The sequence below is a fragment of the Mesorhizobium sp. L48C026A00 genome, from assembly GCF_000502375.1.
In the GTDB taxonomy this organism is placed as follows: domain Bacteria; phylum Pseudomonadota; class Alphaproteobacteria; order Rhizobiales; family Rhizobiaceae; genus Mesorhizobium; species Mesorhizobium muleiense.
On record NZ_AYWU01000026.1, the window covers coordinates 12,789 to 33,003 of the forward strand.

The 20,215-nt window shown below is 60.0% G+C and carries 18 protein-coding genes and 2 pseudogenes; 17 read left to right on the plus strand and 3 right to left on the minus strand.

The features are described from left to right. Position 1 precedes the first annotated feature (1 nt). Complete coding sequence (locus X738_RS72655) at positions 2-277, minus strand: hypothetical protein (RefSeq protein WP_198032892.1); 276 nt, start codon at positions 275-277, stop codon at positions 2-4. Positions 278-727: 450 nt separating this feature from the next. On the opposite strand from X738_RS72655, the gene X738_RS72660 reads away from it, so the two are divergent. The 8 genes from X738_RS72660 (at position 728) to X738_RS72695 (ending at position 8,780) form a co-directional block, all read left to right on the plus strand. Further along, positions 728-1,963: an MFS transporter gene (locus tag X738_RS72660; RefSeq protein ID WP_031256312.1), complete on the plus strand. Its 1,236-nt coding sequence runs from the start codon at positions 728-730 to the stop codon at positions 1,961-1,963. Between the two features lie 6 nt (positions 1,964-1,969). After that, on the plus strand, positions 1,970-2,407 hold the full coding sequence (locus X738_RS0143430) for an NUDIX hydrolase (protein ID WP_198032893.1): 438 nt from the start codon (positions 1,970-1,972) through the stop codon (positions 2,405-2,407). A 680-nt stretch (positions 2,408-3,087) separates the two neighbouring features. Further along, the gene (locus tag X738_RS72670; protein WP_156942694.1) at positions 3,088-3,354 is read left to right on the plus strand and encodes a hypothetical protein; all 267 of its coding nucleotides are present in this window, start codon (positions 3,088-3,090) and stop codon (positions 3,352-3,354) included. Between the two features lie 1,144 nt (positions 3,355-4,498). Further along, positions 4,499-5,266, plus strand: coding sequence for a ParA family protein (locus X738_RS72675; RefSeq protein ID WP_023802438.1), 768 nt, complete (start codon positions 4,499-4,501; stop codon positions 5,264-5,266). Next, positions 5,266-5,706, plus strand: coding sequence for a hypothetical protein (locus X738_RS72680; RefSeq protein ID WP_023802439.1), 441 nt, complete (start codon positions 5,266-5,268; stop codon positions 5,704-5,706). Before X738_RS72675 ends, X738_RS72680 begins: the two co-directional genes overlap by 1 nt. A 4-nt stretch (positions 5,707-5,710) precedes the next feature. Beyond that, positions 5,711-6,106, plus strand: coding sequence for a hypothetical protein (locus X738_RS72685; RefSeq protein ID WP_023802440.1), 396 nt, complete (start codon positions 5,711-5,713; stop codon positions 6,104-6,106). Further along, positions 6,072-8,075 (plus strand): relaxase/mobilization nuclease domain-containing protein, encoded by a 2,004-nt coding sequence (locus X738_RS72690; protein ID WP_023802441.1) that lies wholly within the window; start codon positions 6,072-6,074, stop codon positions 8,073-8,075. The genes X738_RS72685 and X738_RS72690 overlap by 35 nt, the downstream gene beginning before the upstream one ends. A gap of 426 nt (positions 8,076-8,501) precedes the next feature. Further along, positions 8,502-8,780, plus strand: a complete 279-nt coding sequence (locus X738_RS72695; protein WP_023802443.1) for a DNA -binding domain-containing protein — start codon at positions 8,502-8,504, stop codon at positions 8,778-8,780. 493 nt (positions 8,781-9,273) lie between these two features. On the opposite strand, the pseudogene X738_RS85300 reads toward X738_RS72695, so the two are convergent. Further along, a pseudogene (locus X738_RS85300) lies at positions 9,274-9,441 on the minus strand (GTP-binding protein); the annotation flags it as partial. Positions 9,442-9,448: 7 nt separating this feature from the next. After that, a pseudogene (locus X738_RS87575) lies at positions 9,449-10,075 on the minus strand (helix-turn-helix domain-containing protein); the annotation flags it as partial. 87 nt (positions 10,076-10,162) lie between these two features. On the opposite strand from X738_RS87575, the gene X738_RS72705 reads away from it, so the two are divergent. The 9 genes from X738_RS72705 to X738_RS72745 are packed head-to-tail and all read left to right on the plus strand — an operon-like array spanning position 10,163 to position 20,205. Then, positions 10,163-10,594: a ParB N-terminal domain-containing protein gene (locus tag X738_RS72705; RefSeq protein WP_036270231.1), complete on the plus strand. Its 432-nt coding sequence runs from the start codon at positions 10,163-10,165 to the stop codon at positions 10,592-10,594. Beyond that, the gene (locus X738_RS72710; RefSeq protein WP_031256317.1) at positions 10,591-11,964 is read left to right on the plus strand and encodes a Y4yA family PLP-dependent enzyme; all 1,374 of its coding nucleotides are present in this window, start codon (positions 10,591-10,593) and stop codon (positions 11,962-11,964) included. The genes X738_RS72705 and X738_RS72710 overlap by 4 nt, the downstream gene beginning before the upstream one ends. Beyond that, positions 11,965-12,975: a cysteine synthase family protein gene (locus X738_RS72715; protein ID WP_023802448.1), complete on the plus strand. Its 1,011-nt coding sequence runs from the start codon at positions 11,965-11,967 to the stop codon at positions 12,973-12,975. Then, positions 12,972-14,111, plus strand: coding sequence for an NAD/NADP octopine/nopaline dehydrogenase family protein (locus X738_RS72720; protein ID WP_031256318.1), 1,140 nt, complete (start codon positions 12,972-12,974; stop codon positions 14,109-14,111). The genes X738_RS72715 and X738_RS72720 overlap by 4 nt, the downstream gene beginning before the upstream one ends. Beyond that, positions 14,111-16,000, plus strand: a complete 1,890-nt coding sequence (locus X738_RS72725; RefSeq protein ID WP_023802450.1) for an IucA/IucC family protein — start codon at positions 14,111-14,113, stop codon at positions 15,998-16,000. The genes X738_RS72720 and X738_RS72725 overlap by 1 nt, the downstream gene beginning before the upstream one ends. Next, entirely contained in the window at positions 15,997-17,226 is a 1,230-nt protein-coding gene (locus X738_RS72730) for an MFS transporter (RefSeq protein ID WP_023802451.1), read from the plus strand. Before X738_RS72725 ends, X738_RS72730 begins: the two co-directional genes overlap by 4 nt. Next, on the plus strand, positions 17,223-18,395 hold the full coding sequence (locus X738_RS72735; RefSeq protein ID WP_023802452.1) for an ABC transporter substrate-binding protein: 1,173 nt from the start codon (positions 17,223-17,225) through the stop codon (positions 18,393-18,395). Before X738_RS72730 ends, X738_RS72735 begins: the two co-directional genes overlap by 4 nt. Continuing rightward, positions 18,392-19,459, plus strand: coding sequence for a FecCD family ABC transporter permease (locus X738_RS72740; protein ID WP_198032894.1), 1,068 nt, complete (start codon positions 18,392-18,394; stop codon positions 19,457-19,459). The genes X738_RS72735 and X738_RS72740 overlap by 4 nt, the downstream gene beginning before the upstream one ends. Beyond that, positions 19,453-20,205, plus strand: a complete 753-nt coding sequence (locus X738_RS72745; RefSeq protein ID WP_023802454.1) for an ABC transporter ATP-binding protein — start codon at positions 19,453-19,455, stop codon at positions 20,203-20,205. The genes X738_RS72740 and X738_RS72745 overlap by 7 nt, the downstream gene beginning before the upstream one ends. Positions 20,206-20,215 lie beyond the last annotated feature (10 nt).

Genomic DNA, 20,215 nt, shown 5'->3' on the forward strand with positions numbered 1-20,215 from the left:
TTCATATGTCCTGAGGGTTGTCGATCCGGCCGCTTACTTCCAGAAACTGCACGAAGTGGAAGATGCGGCCGTTGAACGCCGGCTTGTGCAAATGGCGCGTTTGATAATGCTCGCCGGCCGGTCGCGGACCTTCGCAGCTATGTGTCAGGAACCGGCGCACCACGTCGCCGTCGATCGCTTCGAGACCTATATCGTTATTGTCGAGCCAGATCAGCAAGTGCTTTACCGGCCCGGGGAACTCCTGAAGGTAGCCTTCAGCAACGCCCGTCTTGCGCAAATGGTCCAAGAACTCCGTGACCAGCGGCCAGGATCGCCTGTTGCCGCTGTCTTCCGTAGAATCCGTAGAACATGTGTATGAGCCCGCTCAACCATTGTCATGCTCCTTTTGTGGTGAGGCGGTAGGAGCATTGTGGATTTGGGCCATGAAGGGAAACGGAGGCGCTGCTTTGCGCTGTTGAGATCAGCAATCAGACGGAACGATTTTCAACAGACATCTCTGCGGTCAGGAATCAACCAAGTTGACCGCAAGCCGGTTCCCAGCTAGCAATATCGCCATGAACATTCAGACGGTTGTTGTCGTGGTAGGAAGGCGCATGGGCAGGGCGGCATAGCTGCCCGGCGAAAGCACCCATGCGCGGTAAGCAGGCTCCTGACGGGGCCTTTTTTTATGCCCGCGTTGCGGCGTCCCCCGTCAGTCTCCCAAATTCTTACCGACCAAGGACCGACGATGACCCGCGACGAGCGCTCCCTGTCTTCAAAGCCACAAACAACCCAAGAAGACCCAGCCTGCAGGACTACCTCATCGCGCTTTGCCATTCTGGTCGCGCTGTCGGCGCTCTCAGTGCTTCCTGTGAACGTCATCTCGCCCTCGCTGCCGAACATCGCAGGCGAATTCAAAGCCGATCCCGCGCTGATCAATCTCGCTGTCGCTGGCTATGCTATCGTCACCGCTCTGGTCGAACTTATCTCCGGCGCCATTTCGGATCGCTTTCGGCGCAGGCCTGTTGCGCTGGTCTCGATCGTCCTGTTCATCGTCGCTTCGGTCGGATGCGCGCTTGCGCCCAATATCACGGTCTTTCTTGTCTTCCGCGCAGCGCAAGCTGGAATCGCCGCCTGCTTTTCGGTTGCGCTCGTGGCGATCAAGGAAACATCCGCCGACCATGAAGGCGCAAGCAGAATGGGGTATGCAGCGATGGCATGGGCACTCGCGCCGATGCTCGGCCCGACCTTTGGCGGAGTTGTGGATGAGCTACTCGGCTGGCGAATGATCTTCGTCGTTCTCGCGCTCCTTGGCGTAGCCGTCCTGTTTCATTCGATGCGGGAGCTGAAAGAAACTGGGTCGCTATCGTCCAAGCCGACCGGGACATATCTCAGTGCGTACCGACAACTTCTAGGGTCGATCCGCTTTTGGGCCTACGTCCTTTGCATGGGGTTCTCGACCGGAACACTGTACATATTGGCTGGCGCGCCTATCGCCATTGGCGGGCCAAACGCAATACTTGGTCTCTATATGGGTATGGTTCCCGCAGGCTTCATTTGCGGAAGCTACCTTACCGGCCGCATCGGGTCCAAAATACCACGCGGCGCGCTCTTGATATCGGCTCGCCTCCTGACTTGCGCCGGATTGTCGGTTGGCCTCATTCTGGCGACAACGGGCGTCACGCATGCGCTCGCATTCTTTGGTCCCTGCATGTTCATCGGCATCGGCAACGGCTTGACCATGCCTGCCGCAAACATGGGCGCGATGTCGGTGCGCGAGCGTCTTGCCGGCACTGCCGCCGGACTCGCCGCCGCCATGTCCATTGGCGGCGGCGCGGTGATTGTGTCGGTTGCAGGCCTGTTTCTGGACGGGGCGGACGCGGTCGAAACGCTCTTAAGCGTGATGCTCGGGGCCGCGCTGCTTGCATTGTTGACCGCGATACTTGCCGCCGTCACCGAGCGGCGCTCCAAGTCAGGTATATAGCAACGCTTGAAGGCCATCGATATCGAAGTGGAGACGACGATGACCCGCAAAAATGCCATCTTGGCGGCGAGCGCCGTGGTCCTTGATGAAGACACGCGCTTCCTGCTGGTCCAGCGCGCTCATCCACCCGACCAGGGGTGCTGGACACTCCCCGGCGGCCGCGTGGAGCCCGGGGAGACCCTGGAACAAGCCGTCATACGCGAAGTCCCTGAAGAGACAGGACTGGCTGTCCGCGTTGTGAGGGAGTTGGAGCAACTTGATGTGCCGGACGGCGACGGTGGCGTCTATGAGATCCATGATTTCCTTGCCGAGAGGATCGGCGGCGAGGCGATCGCTGGCGACGATGCCGCAGACATTGGCTGGTTCGCTCAGGAGCAGCTTGGGAACCTTGTTCTTACACCGGACTTGCTGCTCTATCTGAGGCGGTATGGCGTTTATCCTTAGCGCTCGCCTCGCTACAGCCCGTCAGTGACGATCATCGACGGGGCTAACTATACCGTCGGCTTTCCACACCCCTCGTCGATTTTGCCGCAGGCTCTCTGCACATTTGAAAAATGCATGCGACCAGGCCGGATTGGCAGGACGAATGCATTGCCGATCCAATCGCCGTCCTGGCGCGACTCGGCCTGACCCCGGAGGATTATCTTGCGGCGTCATTATTACAGGGCTTCTGCTCGCCCCGAGCAGAGGCCCTTTTTCTTATGTCGCCTCCTCGAGACGGGTCTTCCCTCGTCATTGCCGGCCTGCCGGCCATTTCTTTCCTTTCGCTTCGCTCAAGTAAAAGGGGGGCGGGCTCGCGGACCCCGCGCCTCCGGCGCGGCCTCCCCTCAGCCACGCAGCCCGCCCCCCTGACCGGCCTACCGGCCGGATACGGACACGCCCGCTTGGCGCGGGCGTGGTTCTCTCTCTATGACGGCCTATTCTACTGGCCCTCCTCCCGCCTCAAGGACATCGCGGTTCCCCCGATTTTCAGCCGCCTGCCCTCGCTTTGCTCGGGCCGCTTCGCGCCGGCGTCAGAAAATCGGCTCCCCCGCTCGCCGGCTCCGCCGGTCGCTGCGCGATCCTTGACCCGCTCGTCGGTTCTGCGTCGACGACTTGCGTCATAGACAAAGAAGGAGATCATCATGACTAGAGTGTACGGCGGCTGCATCGAGCCTGGTGGCATCGACCTCGACGATGACGTGGAGGTCATCGAATGCCCGCATTGCGGTGGAGATGCCTTCGAGCGCTACTGGGAGACTTGCGAGGCAGGCTCCATCGATCGCAACCACACAATCATCTGCACTGCTTGCGATCACGCCGAGGGCGATCTTCCCGACAGCTACTTCGAGCCTCACGAGGCTGAACGGTCGCCCGAAATCGAAGCGCTTCTTGATGAGTTGGGTCTGTAAGGAGTCTTCAGGTGAGAGGGCAATGTCCTCTCACCATCTTTTGCGTCCCTTCTATCGCCCCTTGCCATCGAGGCTGCGGGACGATTTGAGAGGAGAGACTAGCCGCCTCTCCCCTCAAACTCCCCTCTCCTATCGGGTGCGGGTAAACACCCGCCCGGCCTTTCGGGCCGTTAGATTGACGCTGCCGCGACTTCCCAAAACAATACGGAGAGCGAGCCTGAGCCTCCGCTTCGCCCTCATTTTTCGGGCTACGCTTCGTCGGCTCTTGCTCTCCTGCGGTGTGCTCGCCGTCTCATCCTTCGTGCGCTCCATCGGTGTCCTTTCCCTCCGGTTCAGGTCCACCTCAACGCACTCACGAGGACGGCTCGCTTCAGCATTATAGGCCGTGCGGAACGATCCGACGTGCTGTTCCTGCGCCCCGGATCACAGGCTGCGCCGTGTGATCGCTATTGCTATGTCCGAGGACTCGCAACAGCATTGGGGGCTTGGGCACGACGGATCGTTCCGCACGGCCTATAATGGCAGGATAGGCTGGCGGNATACCGCCAGCCGTTTCGCCCGAGGGGCGAGTGCGCTTCGCTGTTTTGAGTTAGCTGGAAATCGGAATGGCCTCTCATTCGGGCCAGACCGCTGAGGCACGTCGCGCGGCCTGCTCCTTCCGCGCTGTACGGGCGTTTATTGGCCGGTAAGGGAAAGGTGGAGTGCGGTGCTAAAACTAGCCGAAGTCGGAGCCAAAACAGCCGGCACTACTGGCAGACGTAGCGTCGTCCATAATGCACATCGCTACGTCGCTACGACTGCCATTCTGCCTCCTTGTCATACTGTCATAATGCCACTCTGACATATTGCCACAATGCCACTCTGACATATTGGCACAATGGACAACGCTACGACGCGATAACTGCCAGAATGGCAGTCGCCACAACGCTACAACGCCGCGATTGCACAACTGGCATACGTGCATTATGGACGACGCTACGCCTTTACGACTGCCATCCTGCCACAATGGCAGTCGCTACGACGCGACATCTGGCAATCGTCGCGACTGCCACTTTGCCACTTGTTAATCGTTGAGGGGTAGGGTGAAGCTAGGCTCATTATCCATGAGCGGGATCAAACCAGAGCGTGAACACAAGGATCAGCGATGCAACCTCTTTCACTCGCCATATCGACTTTCAAGGGTGGAGCCGGCAAGACAACGTTGTGCATCAACCTGGCCGCTGAATTTGCCCAGCAGGGACACCGCACTCAACTGGTTGATTGCGACGACCAGCAGACGGCGACCCGTTGGTACGAAGTGTCAAAAAAGCGGAAGATGCTTCCTGATGATGGACGGATCTCACATGTGCAGATTTCGTCCGAGGATGACTTCCATGTGAAAATAAAATCGGCCCCGACCGCCGACATTCGTGTGTTTGACGTTGGTGGCTACGTGCACGGCCGCGCCGTCGACGTCTATGAAGAATGCGACGCCGTCATCATCCCGATCATTCTGGAGCCCACCTCAGCGACCCAGGCGATCAACGTGGCAAATATCCTTGAAGAGATATCAAAGAAACGAGGCGGTCGCCGCATCCCGTATGCGGCAATGTGGAACAACGTCGACATGATCGCCCTAAAATCGAATCGGTCGTTAGGGGAGGTGATCAAAATCCTGAACTACGGCAAGATTCCGATAGTCAAGTCAATGGTCAAGAAGAGCAACCATTATAGTGACGTCGTGGCTGGGTATGGTTCGCTCTATACCAAGCTGGAAACTATCCAGAACAATCCTAAACTCACACCTTCGGCACGTATCCGCGCGTCGGAAAGCGTTCTGGACTCAATCGACTCGATCAAAATGGTCAACAACGAATTCATCAACCTTCTTGCTTCCGAGGAACCGGACCAGAAGAAAGCGAGTAACGCCTGATGTCCAAAGCACCCAAGGAACGCGAACCCGTTGTAGGCAACATCGTTAGCATGGCTTCATCAAGGTTTCAGGCGGCAGAACCCGTTGCCGACGATGACGCCGCTGTCGCTTTCATGCCGACCGATGTCACGATCGAAAAGGCGAGGCGCGCTACGCCGGCGCCTGCGCCCGCCGAAAAAGCTGAGCCCACCGATCAGGCTATGAGTTCGCCAGATGGGTCATCGAAAACGACGCCGAAACCAAAAGCCGCAAGCACGCCGCCGCCACGAAAGACGCAGTCGCCGACGCCCAAGTCCAAAGCCGTAACGCGCCGCGTTTCATTATTCTTTGATGATGAAATGATGCTCCGCGTTTTCAAATACGCTGTCGATGCGGGGAAGGATCCCAATAAGGCACTCCACCGCCTGATCGATGAAGCCTTGTCGGAGAGGGGGTTCTGACTTCATGCGGCAGCCAGCCGTTATGTTTCGGCTGCCAGAGCATGTGTTGGCAAATGTCGACGCATTGGCGAGCCGACTGAATTTGTCCATCAACTTGGTCGCAAAGTTGATCGTGATCAGAGAGATCATGAATGTACCAGCCATGCTTGACGAACACGACAAGCAATTGGCGAACATGCATCAGTTTCTGCGTGAGTTGGCATTTCACAATGAAGACTTTTTAGCCGAGAATGAAGATAGGCAGGATGAAGCGGCGAAAGCCATAATGGCGAAACTCAATGAAGTGATGAGCGCACTCGACTCTATTCGTGACACCGCTTTTGTGAGACCATCGACGTATATCGAGGAACTAATTCGACAGCACGATGAACGACCTGTTCAAGAGTCGCCAGGGGTCTAGACCGGAAGAGCGACGGCTACCGACATATTTCGAGCTGATAGACGACGAGCTCCGCCGCCGCGGTGGCGGGGGAGGGGGCGGAGCGCGCCGCGCTCCCAAGGCACCGAACGCGCACAGCGCCGCCGCTACCGCCCTCAGCCGAGCAACTGGCAACAATGCCGTCGTCGTCAAGGTTCTGTCCTACGGTGCTGGCTCTGGATCGGCCCGGAACGTTCTTGCCTATCAAAGCAAAGAAGAACGTGCCCACGACCAGGACGGCCGTGAAGTTTCGGATCTGAACCGAGCTGTCAGGGAGTGGGAGCGAGAATTCGGCAACCGAAAAGGCAGCAAGGATATCGTCCGCTTCAGCTATGAGCTTGAAAACACGGATTGCGAAAGTGTCGCTCGAGCCCTGGACTCATTGGCAGGGGAGGGGTTCCGTCACGCCGGCGACACCGATCGAACATACGCATTCAGTGTGAGCGCCGGCGTCAACGGACAGACCCGGCTCCACCTGGCCCTTGTCATCGCTCATGAAAAGAAAAGCCGAGCCGACCGGACCAGCGACAATCGGATCCCGGCCGAGCTCAACGACATTCACGCCATCGATGCCCGTCTAGACAGTGCCTTGCGCAAGAAGGGCATCAATCCGATTTCCCGTTATCCCGTCGACTTTGCATCAGGTCCCAAAGGACTGACGGCAACCTTGCATGCCATGCAGCGCGACGGCGCAGAAGTCACCCTGTCGACCAAAACCCATATCCAGCGGCGCGTGGGAAAAAGCGGGACCTATGAGCGATCAAACGAGCGTCGCCAAATCACGACCAAGGATCACAAGGAAATCACGACCGAAGGGAAAACTGTTGCCGCGCTCATGCAAACGCGCCAGCCTCGTGATTTCATGCACTTGTTGCTGTCCGGCCCCGCCAATGTCGATCGGGATCAATTCATCCTGGCCGGCCGGGATTTCTTGAAAGAGCAATTCGCAGGGCACCGATACGCCTATGCCGTTCACAACCGGCACGACATGCAAAAGCACCCGCACCTCCATGTCATCGTCTCATTGCGCAACGCCGGCGGGAAGATGCTCAACCCTAACATCCGAGATTTTACCGAATGGCGGCTCCGTTTTGCTGACAAGGCCCGCGATCGGGGAATTGCGATCGACAGACAAAAGCGCATCGAGAGGGCAGGGCCTCCTCCCGTCAAAAGATGGGAATGGGAAATGTTCCGGCGGATGGGTGCGACTGCACCGGGCAACGTTATTGAAAAGGTCATGTCAAAGGTCCGCGACACGCCGACAGCCCCAAAACTGGAAATGGCGAGAGAAAAATTCGACCAGACTAAAAGATCTATCACCCGGGTTATTGATATGCTCGAGGGGCTGGCGAAGGACAAAACAGCGCCGAGTACAGCCCGGGAGCTTAGCCAAGACCTGTCCGTCGCACTTCGACGGGAGTATAATCGGCTAGAAGTTGCAATTCGCGAGGGCAGGGATCCCACTCAAGAGAAAGGTCAAGACCACATGTTGCGATCCACACCCATCAACACTGGACAGGCAAAGGCCGCCAAGGAGGCTTTGGCGCAAACGGCGATCAGCGTTGCCGCAAAAATCGCGAACCCTGCCGATCGGATCATCTTTGAGCAGGCCACCAAGGTTATTGGCAAAGTTGTCGGCCTGCAGCTGGATGCGCGCGTGGCGAAGGAGAAGGATCGCGGCCAGGACAATCGGAAATCAACGGCCCTCGAGACAAAGTCCGCTGCCGGCCGCGACCACGTTGCGGAGCAGGGGACCCTCAACAAAACCTCGAACAATCGAACCATCGACGCAGCGCGCGTAGCCAGCGCCAACACCGGCCGCGATGTTGGCGAGAACGACCGCGAGGAACGCGGCCGCGATCGGCAGAAAGAGCAGCAGCGCGATCGCGAAGTCGCGAAAACCATTAAGCTTCGCCCGCCACAGGAAAAGGATCGCGACCGGAGCCGGTGAGGGGAGGGCGGTGGCGTTGAACTTAGCATGTGGGGTAGCCTGGCCCACTTCGCCATCACGTTCGTCATAGCGTTCCTGCTCTCTTTCTCAGAAGCTCTGTTTAATCCGCAATTCTCCATACCCTGCTGGCTCGATATGACCATTGACCCAATTTGAGGTCGCCGGCGCAATTGCGGTGGCACTGCTTTTCTACCGCCGCGACAGATCACGCGCAGAAGAAGAGTGTAGTAGATCAGGAGAAAACTAGAATGACTGGAATCCACCGACGGGAAGCTTCGTCATGCTTCCTTCAAAGGCGTAAAAGAGCGAGCTGACGACGTAACGGTGTATTCTCTGCTCTGAGAGGGTAGCGCGTACCTGACGCGGTAGCCGGGAGACTTCCAATCGGCTTTGGGTGCTATAAAGGCACTCAGGAGAGGACAGCTAATGCCTGAGCTAGACTCGGATGTCGCTGACGAAGTGCCGTGGTCCGACAGGATCACCCCTTACGATGAACAGCACTATGTCACCTATATGCGCCTTCCCGATGCCGAGGCGGAGGGCGCTGACTGGCAGGAAGTCGCTCGGATTGTCCTTCACCGTGACCCCGTGGCCGAACCTGAGCGCACCCGCCATTGTTGGGAAGATCATCTGAGGCGAGCAAAGTGGATGACGGAAACCGGCTACCGAAAAATCCTCACCGGTGACCACGACATCCTGCTGTGAAACCTCTGACCATCGAAACTAGGACCGGCCGACAGCCAAACTACTCAAAGCGTGGCCGGTCGGTCTGCGCAACGGTCTAGCTGGTCGCGATGGAGCCCCCTGGACTTGTGGCGTTGCCATCTGGCGGAGAAGGGTGACGATTATCTCAGGCAGGTAGGGTTGGTGATGAAGGCTGCGGTTTCCGGCAGATCATCTTGCCCTTGGGGTATCGGCCGGACGTGATAAGCACAGCAATATGGCCAGAGAGAACAAAAGCAGGCATGCACCGGCCGCGGTGAGGATTGCGGCAGTGACACCTTGCAAGCGTTCGGCAACCGAGCGGCGTGCTGCCAGACACTCCCCCTTAGACGATAACTTTTGGATATGGCTCCAATAACGCATAACATTTAGACATGCCCCCTGCAATAAATCTACCTGCGAGGGCATTGGTGTCTGGTTACAAGGGTGGCTGGCTCAGAAATACTTCGTCTCGACTTACAAGGCCGCCATACAGGAGGGGCTCAGCGATACCGGTTGACTCGATCAGCAAGTAGTCGAAACGGTCCTGCTCGGCGAGCGCCCGCACTTCCTTCAAGAGATCGTCGCGAAGCGTGCAACAGATGCAGCCATTGGTCATTTCGACAAGCTGCTCTGGCGTATGAGAGAGGTTGGCATCGCCGTCGCCGATTGCCCCAGTCCCGCAAATACGCCTTGGCCGCGTGGAAATAATCGAACGTGTTCTCCGACCCCGCAAAGCGCAGATGCAGGAGCTTGCCGGTCGCATCCTCGATAAAAACGAGCAGGGCGCATTTGGGACCGCGGTTCTCGAACCACCAGTGATGCGAGTCGTCGATCTGCACCATCTCGCCGAGACAGTCGCGCCGACCGCGCGGCGGTGCAATCGGCGCTTGCGCTCACGACGCGACCGTCCAGATCCCGGCCTCCGTCATCCACTTGCGCAGTGTCTCCTTGCTGACCGCAAGCTGATGCCGTTCGAGCAGCTTCTCGCGGGCCAAGGTCGGCACAAGGTCGATGTAGTGTTCGCGGATCAGTTCCAAGGCGAAGTCGCGGACGCCATCGATGATGCGATTGTTGGAGCGGCGGCCACGCGCCTTGTGCCTGAGAGCCGCCGAGCCGTATGCCTGGAACGTCTTCAATAGCCGCTGGACTTGACGGGCTGTAACGCCGAGCACGCTTGCAGCCTCAGCGCTGGCCATTGTGCTGCGTAGACCTCGCAATTCGTTTACGGAGTTCAACCGCGAGTGTTCGGCTACACGCTTTAGGCGCTTTGGGCGCGTTGACGGCCAACATTCAATCGACTATAGAGCCTCCGCCAGCTAATCATGACTTAAATAGTCAAGAAAGCCAGCCCGTCCCGTTTTTCGTGAAGCAGGCTGGCCAAGATGCAATATTGCCTCCTCTCTCCAACATGTTTGATTCCCACGGAAGAGGTCGACCCGGACAGGGTTGCGGAGCTGCAGGCCCAGATCCTGCAGGCCGGTTGCTGGACTGTTCCGATCGCCGCAGAGAGGGGCGCCCGCTTCGTGATGGACGGCCATCACCGGCTCACCGTTGCTCATCGTCTGCAACTCGCGTTGGTACCGGTGATCCCGCTGGATTACAGCACCGTAAGGGTGGAGAGCTGGCGTCCGGCCGAGACGATCACGCCCGCGTGCATTTTCGCGATGGCCCGCAGCGGCCGAAAATTTCCCTGCAAGACGACGCGGCATATTTTTGAGCAAAGCCTGCCCACCTGCACCCTGCCTCTGGAAAGCTTGCGCCACCCGGCTCCGGCAGCGCGCCCGGCAACAGATATGCAAGGGGCATGGGCATGACCCTTCACTGCCACAAGCTTGGCGCGGGTCTGCCCCCGGTTCTGCGGCCGTCGACGGCTGAACTGTTGGCCCGCGATGCACAGCGTCTTGCGGAATGGGTCGCGCGACATGGCTCGACGCTTAATCTGATCTGGCCCGATGAGCTGCGGAAGAATCTCGCGGCACTGAGGGGCGTGTTGACAGAAAGCGATGTGGCGCACGCAGTCTATTACGGGGCGAAAGTCAACAAGTCGCCGGGGTTGATGGAGGCGGCGCTCCGCGCCGGCGCCGGTATTGACGTCTCGAGCCTTTACGAATTGCGCGACGCCAGGCGGCTTGGCGCCGATGGTGCACGGCTTGTGGCGACAGGCCCGGCAAAGACGACGGGATTCCATAGCGAACTCGTTGGCTGCAACGCTCTGATATCGGTGGACTCGCCGGAAGAGCTTGAGGATCTTGTGAGCTGCTTGCCAGGGGGCCAAGTGGTCCAACCGATCCTGCTCCGCTTGCGCCCGACGGAACAGGGCATGAGCCGCTTCGGCATGCCAGCGGACGCTATACAGCATTGTCTGTCGCGCATTGCCGGCGAAGGCAGGCTGCGCTTCGACGGATTGCATTTCCACGTAAGCGGCTATCGCTGGGAGTCCCGCGCGGCAGCGTTGAGGGAAGCCGCCAGCTTGATTGCCGAAAGCCGGGCAAGGGGATTTGCTCCGCGCATGATCGACATCGGCGGCGGGCTGCCAGTCCAGTATGTCGATCAGCTGGCCTATCAGGCGCATCTGAAGGCACAGGTCCCCGAGGACTACCGGACCGGAAAGGTGCCGGGCTCCTTCTACCCCTATGGCGGCGCGCTTTCGGCGACTGACTGGCTGCGCCAGTTCTTGCATGCGCCGATGCCCAAAGGCCGCAGCATCGCCGGGTATTTTGCGGATGAGGGATTGGTGTTGGGAATGGAGCCGGGGCGTGCATTGGCAGATCAGACGGCCATTTCCATCTTCCGGGTCTCAAGAGTGAAGGCCCTCAGTTCCGACACTTGCGTCATTTTTGTCGAAGGCAGCAGTTTTAGCGCCTGCGAAACCTGGTTCGCATCCGAATTCCTGGTCGACCCAATCCTGGTGCCCGCCACACCGCCGTCCGCCCTGTCAAAATCCGTGCGAGGCTATCTGGCCGGTCATAGCTGCCTGGACGAAGACGTCCTTTGTAACCGGTGGCTCACCTTCCCCATCGCGCCGCGGGCAGGTGACCTTCTGGTATATGCCAACACCGGCGGCTACCAGATGGACCTCCTTGAAAACGAATTCCACCGCCACCCGATGCCGAGCCGCCTCTGCGTGGTTCAGGACGCAAATGGGCAGCCAACTCTCGTCCCCGACACACTTGGAGAGGCATGAATGCTCTGCACGACCGTAACTCAGATGATCGGTCAGACGCCGGTGATGTCGATCACCGTCCCCAACCACGATGCCATGCTGGTGCTGAAAATCGAGAAGAACAATCCCGGCGGCTCCATGAAGGACCGCATGGCACGCAGCATGGTGCTTGCCGCGCTCGAGGACGGGCGGCTCGCACCGGGCGGCACAATCGTCGAATCATCGTCCGGCAACACCGGCATAGGGCTGGCGCTGGCCGCGCTGGAGTTCGGCCTGCGCTTCATCGCCGTAGTCGATCATCATGCCGCGCCGGACAAGATCCGCATGATGCGCGCGCTCGGTGCCGAAATCCGCTATGTCGAAGGCGATTTCCGCGAGGACGAAGTGGCCGTGGTCGAACGGCAGCGGCTGGGCGCGCAGCTTGGTGCCCAACTTCCCGGCGCGCTTTTCATGAACCAGTCCGACAATCCGGCAAATCCGGAAGGCTATGCCGGTTTTGTCGACGAGCTTCTGGCGCAGCTCCCGAACGGCATCGACGCCTTTGTCGGCTGTGTCGGGACCGGCGGTTCGATGACGGGGATCGCTCAGCGGCTCAAGCGCCATAATCCTACCGTGCGCACGATCGCGGTGGAGCCGGCCGGTTCGATCGTCTTCGGCAAGCCCGGACATCCCTATTACCAGTCGGGAACGGGAACACCGGCCGGTGATGAAGTCGGCAAGGTGCTCGACTATGCATGCATCGACGAAGGTGTGCAGGTCACCGACACCCAGGCCTTTGAGACAGCGCGCTATTTCGCCCGGCGCAAGGGCTTGCTGGTGGGTGGCTCCACCGGCGGCACCATTTACAAGGCGCTGGAGTTCATTGCCGCAGGCAAGTTGTACGGCACGGTCGTCACGCCGGTGGCCGACGGCGGCGAAAAATATCTCGGTTCGGTTTTCGACGATGAATGGATGGCAAAGCGCGGCTTGCTGGATCCGATAATTGCCGACCAGCTGGATGCGTGGCTGGCCGCAAGGGCATGCGCGGCATGAAGGTGACGATCTGCGGCGCGGGCCGCACCGGGCATTTGAACGCAGTGCTCTTCAAGCAGCGTCCGGGCATCGCGGTTTCCGTCCTTACCGCCTCCGCCGCGGTCGCCGAAACATGGGCAGATAGCAACAGCGGCTGGCACGCACACACGCCTGACGGTAACGTCCTGAGCGCGCGGCCCGACCATGTCGGCACCGATCCGGGCAACGCGCTGGACGACGCGGACATGGTTATCATGACGCAGCCGGCCCAGGCGCGGCCCGCGCTTCTTCGCCAGATCGCTCCCCACCTTCCACAGAACAAAAAGGTGTTTCTCGGCGCGATCCCCGGCTTTTGCGGTTTTGACTGGCTCGCAGCCAAGGCCCTTTCGGGGCGCGACAATGTGGTGATCTGGGGCATGAAAGACGTGCCCCATACGGCCTTTGACCTGGTTCCGGGCAGGCGCGTGCGTATGGGTGGCGCCAAGGCGCAGCTCTTTGCCGCACTTCATCAGCGCGAAAGCAGCGCCGACCGCGCTGTGCTCGCCGAGATGCTCGCCCGGCTTTTCGACGCGCCCGTCGCTATGCTGCAGAATTATCTCGAAATCACGCTGACGCCGGGCAACGCTCTGATGCACCCAGCCGTGCTCTACGGCCTGATTGGCCCGGGCGCACGTTGGCAGGACAAGCCCTTTGACGAACCCATATGTTGGTGGAGCGACTGCCCGCGCGTGGGCGCCGAATTGCTGGAGGCGTGTGACGCGGAAAACCAGGCGATCCGTGGTGCGATCGAGGCGCGTCTCGGCATTGATCTAAGCACTGTAAAGGCTCTCCGGCAGGAACTGATCGAGGCTTATGGCAGCCAGATCGAGGACGACCGCACCATGTATACGCTTCTGCGGACGAATCGCGCCTATGCCGGCATTCGCGCGCCGCTCGTACCCAATCCGCACGGGCCCGGTCTTCTCATCGATCGCGAGAGCCGCGCCTTCCACGAAGATATCGCCGTTGGTCAGGCGTTGCTCGTGGAGATGGCCGCGCGGCTGAATGTGGCAATCCCAGCCATTGCGAAAACCTATCACTGGGCGCGCCACTATCACGGCGGACTGACGGAAGGCGCGCCGGCCTATATACCCGCCGGCTGGCCGGAGGCTGCCTGATGGACCAGAGGATTTCTTCAGCGACAGATGCCGAAACCCAGGCACGCGATACGCAGCTTTGGAAGAACGCATCGCGCAATGCACTCAGCCGGCTGGTTCGCTGCCTGTTCGCCGAGCGTCTTCTTGAACCGAATGCATTGCTGTGGGCGCCGGATGGCAGCCAGGCATGGTTTCCTCTCTGGTCCTCGCGCCGGGTCCTGCACTTTACCAACATGCGCCGTGCGCCTGCCGGAACATTGCAAAATCGCGGGCACATTGAAGTGCTGGACGAAACCGGCGCCCGGCGCCGGCTCGATGATCCGTCCGCCCTGATAACGGAGGTTTCGCCCGCACTGGCGGTTTCGCCCGCACCGGACGGCTTTGAGCATCTGTTGCGCGACGTCGACAACAGCATGCAAAACGAAGTCCTCGCGCGACATCACAGGGAAGGCTGGAGTGCCGAACTGCGCCAGAAGATAGCCGAAACAGGCGCGCCCGGCTTCCTCGCCTATCTCGAACAGAGTTTGCCGCCGCATTTGGCGGCCATGACCCTCGATCAATGGGGTGCGCTCGAAGGCCATCCCTTCTATCCGACATGGAAGGCCAAACCTGGCCTGCCGCCACAAGAGGTGACCGCGTTATCGCCCGAATTCGGCGCCCGCGTGCGCCTGCGCATCACGGCGCTGCGCAAGGAATGGGCCTATGTCGAGAAGATGCCGCATGTCGGCAGCTATTCGGAATGGTTTTCGCAAAACTTTCCTGACCTCTGGCGCGACTGGGCCGAAGGTTTGAAAGAGCGCGGAAAGTCGCCCGGGGACTGGCTTCCTCTCCCCGTCCACGGGTGGCATCTGGACAATTTCGTGCGCCGGCAATTCGAGTCCGAGATTACTTCCGGCGTTTTGGACCCAGAAGGCCCCGAGATCGTGACGCTGCCGTCGATGTCGTTCCGCACGATGCTGCCGGACACACAGGAGCCCAGACCCTTCATTAAACTGCCGGTGGCGATCTGGCTGACCAGTGAGCAGCGCACCCTCCAGGCCAAGTCGATCCATATGGGGCCCCGCCTCAGCACCCTCATTTCCGACATTCTGGCAAAGGAGGAGGATCTCCGCGACACGCTGGAGATTTTCACCGAAGAGTTAGGTGCAATCCTGCGCCATCCCGACACCGGTGACGAGCATCCGGGCCGTTTTCTGTCGGTGGTCTTCCGCAATACGGGCGCTCTGGCACGCAGCGACGGACTGTTGCCGGTGACTGTCGCGGCGCTTCTGACGGCAAGTCCGCTCGATGAGCGCCCGCTCATTTGCGAATTGATCGCCAGAAACGGCCAAGAGAGCGAGGCGGCGGTAGCGGCATTTTTCCGTGGCTATGCGCGCACCGTCATCCGGCCAACCCTGGCCATGTATCTGCTCTACGGGATCGCCTTTGAGGCGCATCAGCAAAACAGCCTAGTATTGTTCGACCATTCCGGCCAGCCACGAAAGTTGCTGATCCGCGATTTCGGCGACGGCCGCAGTTTTGCGCCCTTGTTCGAGGAACGCGGGCACTGCCTAAAGCCCTTCACCCAGAGAGGGATTTTGCCCACGACGTTCGATGAAGACATCAGCCTCGTGCGCTCGTTCGTGATCGATGCCTGCTTCGTCTGCCACCTCCATGAGATCGCCCTCTGCTTGACGGAGCAATATGGACTGGCGGGCAACAGCCTGTGGCGCATCCTGAGGGAGGAAACCGAAGAGGCATTCGACACGCTTCGGCCGCGCGTGCCGTCCGATGAGTTCTGGCTGCGGGAACGCGCGGCCTTTCCCGAAAATCCGTGGCCGACACGCTCGGTGCTGCGAATGCATCTGGAGCGGTATCGCGACTATCGCGTCGAACACCAACTGCCCAATCCGTTGACGGACGCGGAATGACAAACGCCTCTGCCGCCCTTCGCGGTTTCGGGCCCGTTTTCGCGCTCCTGTTCGCCCTGCAATTCGTTTCCATGGGCGCGATGGAGATGAGTGGCCCTTTCTGGCCAATCCATATCAAGGCGTTGAGCCCCTCCGACAGTGTCTTCGGCCTCGCCGGAATCGGCGTCTATATCTGTCCGATGCTCGGCGTATCGCTCACCAGCGCCTTTTGGGGACGCATGGGGGATCGCCACGGCAACCGGCTGATGATGGTTCGCGCATTAGCCGGTTTGGCGATCACGCAACTGCTCATCGCCTTTGCGCAAGATGTCTGGACAATTTTGGCTCTGCGCTTTCTGCAGGGCGCCTTTGCCGGTTACATTGCCCCGGCGCAGGCTTATGGCGTGCAGGTCACCGGTGGACGCGATCGCGCCGGCCTGTTCGCGTGGCTTCAGGTGGCGACCAATGTCGGCTCGCTTGGCGGGGCGTTTTTGGGCGGGCTGATCCTGGATGAATTGCCCTTTGCCGCCATCAATCTGACGGCCGGCGTGATCTGTGCCCTGTGCGCCGCCACCGCCTGGACAAGTCTGCCCGTGCCGCCAAACGGGATTGTTCCCGTACGGTCAGCAACGGCGACATTTACTGCCCATGCGCCCTCGGGGAGTGCGCCGGTGTCGGGGCTTCTTGTGCTGATGGGCATGCTGCTCGCAAGCCGCATGGTGCTGCAGGTTCCGTTTTCTCTTTACATGACGCAAGTTTTTGGCACCCAGCACTGGGTCACCGGCTTGAGCTACGGGCTTCTCGCGCTGGGCTTTGTCGTGGGCGCGCCTTTGTGGGTGCGGTTCTTTGGGGGGCGCACGAAATCCTATGTGCTCGGCTGGAGTGTGTTGATTTCAGCCAGTTGCCTTGCAATCACCCATTTGGCCGGGATCACCGGGTCCATAGCCTTTTTCGCAACGCTGTATTTTGTCTGGGGCGCTCTCCTGGGAGGAACAACGCCGGCTCTCCTGTCACTCATTTCGACGGCAACGCAAAACGACCGGCAGGGTTCGGTTCTGGGTCTTGCGCAAACCTGCCAGCAGGGCGCCTCGATTATCGGTATCGTCGCCGGCGTTGCGGTCACTCAGTCTTTTGGTCTCGAAGCCGCGTTCCCGCTCGTCTCAACCCTCTACGCCTTATCATTTTTAGTGGCGCTCGGCATATGGCTCAAAGCGCGCCATTCACCCGGCGAAGGAGCTCAACCATGAAGTGGTATCAGTCGCTGTTGCATGCCGCGATCACAGCTCTTGCACTGATCGTGGCTGGCTCCGCGCCGGGATTTGCCGGGGAAACGGCGATGATAGAAGCGCAATCGCCGCTTACTGTCACTGATATTGCCGGACGCAAGGTAAAGCTGAAAGCGCCCGTCAAGCGCATTCTTCTTGGCGAAGGCCGCCAGCTCTATCTGATCGCCTCGCTGGCGCCCGAAGACCCGCTGGCTCATATCGTTGCGTGGCGCAACGATATGATCGAGGCCGATCCGGCCACTTACGCGCAATACCTTGAAGCCTTTCCCGAACTGGCGAAGCTGCCTGCCTTCAAGGGCCAGGAGGACAGTCTGATCGACATTGAGTCGGCCATCATCCAGAAGCCGGATGTGGTTCTGCTAAACCTCGAAGCCATGAGGGCCAATGAGGATGCCCAATATATTGAGAAGCTAGCTGAGCTGAACATCCCCGTCCTCTATATCGACTTCCGCCATCACCCCTTGGAAAATACCGAGCCCACAATTCGCCTCCTGGGCCGGATAATGGGGCGTGATGCGCGCGCACAAGAAATCATCGCGTTCCGCCGTGAAGCTATCAAGCAGGTCACCGAAATCCTTGCCGACGCCAAGCCGGAACGCCCCAAAGTGTTTATCGAGCGTATCGGTGGTTATTCCGACGATTGCTGCCTGTCTTTCGGCGCCGAGAATTTCGGCAAATATGTCGAGCTTGCCGGCGGCCAAAATGTCGGCAGCGGCATCATTCCGGCGACTTTCGGGCAGCTCAATCCCGAACAAGTGATCACCGCCAACCCCGATCACGTGGTCATTACCAGCGCCGACTGGGAGGCCTATGTCCCCGGCGGCCATTGGATTCCCCTCGGTCCCGGCGCGGACCCGCAGGTGACGCGCAAAAAGCTCGAATGGTTCCCAACCCGCAACGCCTATACCGGCATTGCAGCACAAGAGACGCGAAATTTTCACGGCATCTGGCACCAGTTCTACAACAGCCCGTATGAATTCGTAGCAATGCAGCAATTGGCGAAGTGGCTCCATCCAGACCTGTTTGACGATCTGGATCCCGACGCGACATTTGCGGAATACCACCGCCGTTTCCTGCCCATCAAATATCAGCCTGGCTACAGCGTCAGCTTGTCCGATAGCCCGTCATGACGGATGTCCGGTCCGAGACAATGTCCCCGTCGGGACGCGGCGCTTATAAATCGCTCAGCTTCAGGCGGCAGATAATTCTCCTCATGTTGGTCGCCGGGCTTTGCGCTGCCTTTGTCGGCGACATTGCAATCGGACCGGCCAGCTATGGGCTCGGAGAGGTTTTGCGCACCCTCGTTGCGCCGGTTGAAGCGGATGCGCAAATGCGAGTCATTGTCTGGTCGATCCGCCTACCGTCGGCTCTTATGGCGATCGTGGTCGGGATGGCGCTGGCCATCGGCGGCGCGCAGATGCAGACGATACTGAACAACCCGCTGGCGAGCCCTTTCACACTGGGTATTTCGTCCGGTGCAAGCTTTGGAGCCGCACTGGCGCTCGCATTCGGCGTCGCGCTGGTTCCCATGGCGGGCGACTATATCGTCGCCGCCAACGCCTTTGTGATGGCCATGGCCACCGCCTTCCTTATCCATTTGGTCAGCCTCAGACGCGGCGCCTCCGTCCAGACCATCGTGCTCTTGGGCATCGCGCTGGTTTTCAGCTTCAACACGGCACTTGCCATCACCCAATATTTCGCCGCCGAACAGGCGGTTGCCGCCATCGTCTTCTGGACGATGGGAAGTCTGACCAAGGCGACATGGCCGAAACTGGCCATCACCGCGCTCGCCGTGGGGGTGACCCTGCCGATCTTTCTGCACCGCCGGTGGCAATTGACCGCATTGCGGCTCGGCGAGGCTCGTGCAGCGAGCTTCGGCATCCCCGTGCGCCGCCTGCGGCTCGAGACCCTGATCCTCGTCTCACTTCTTTCGGCTATTCCCGTCGCCTTTGTCGGCACCATCGGCTTTATCGGCCTGGTCGGCCCGCATATCGCCCGCATGATGGTCGGCGAAGACCAGCGCTTCCTGCTGCCCGCAAGCGCGCTGACAGGTGCGTTGATCATGTCCCTGAGCTCGGTGCTTGCCAAAATTGCCGTGCCCGGCGCGGTCCTTCCCATAGGCATCGTCACCGCGGCAATCGGCCTGCCGGTTTTCCTTTATCTGATCCTGAAAAGCGGAAGAGAGATATGGTAGTGCTGAGCACCCATCGCCTCGGCGCCCGGTTCGGATCGCGCCAGGTGCTGCGCGATGTGACTCTTCCGCCATGCCATGGCGGCGAGGTGGTGGCCGTCATCGGGCCTAATGCCGCGGGCAAATCCACGCTGTTCCGCCGTATCGCCGCTATCCTTCCGGGCCCCGGCGATTGCCGGCTGGAAGGCGTGCGCGATATCGATGGAGCCATCGCCTACATGCCGCAGGACCAAATGGGCGGCGCGGTGCTGACCGTGTTCGAATCCGTTCTTCTTGCACGCAAGCAGGTCAGCGGCTGGCGTTTGGAGCAGCATGATCTGGTGGCGGTGGACCGGACGCTTACCGCGCTGGACATCGGCGGGCTTGCCAATGAGATCCTTTCTGAGCTGAGCGGCGGCCAGCGCCAGCTCGTCGGGCTTGCCCAGTGTCTCGTACGCGAACCGCAAGTACTGCTTCTGGACGAACCGACCAGCGCCCTCGACATGCACCGCCAGTTGGAGGCCATGCGCCGTGTGCGCAGCCTGGCGCGCGACAGTGGCATGCTGGTTCTGATCGCGCTGCACGACCTCAATCTGGCGCTGAAATTCGCCGACAAGGTCGCCATCCTGTCAGGTGGAACCCTGCATGATTTCGGTCCGGCGGCCAGCGTCCTGACGCCGGAGAATCTCGCCGCAACCTTCCGCATCAGGGCACGTGTCGAACCTTGCTCGCAGGGCAATCTCCATCTGATCGTCGACGATGCGATCTGAAGTCGGACGC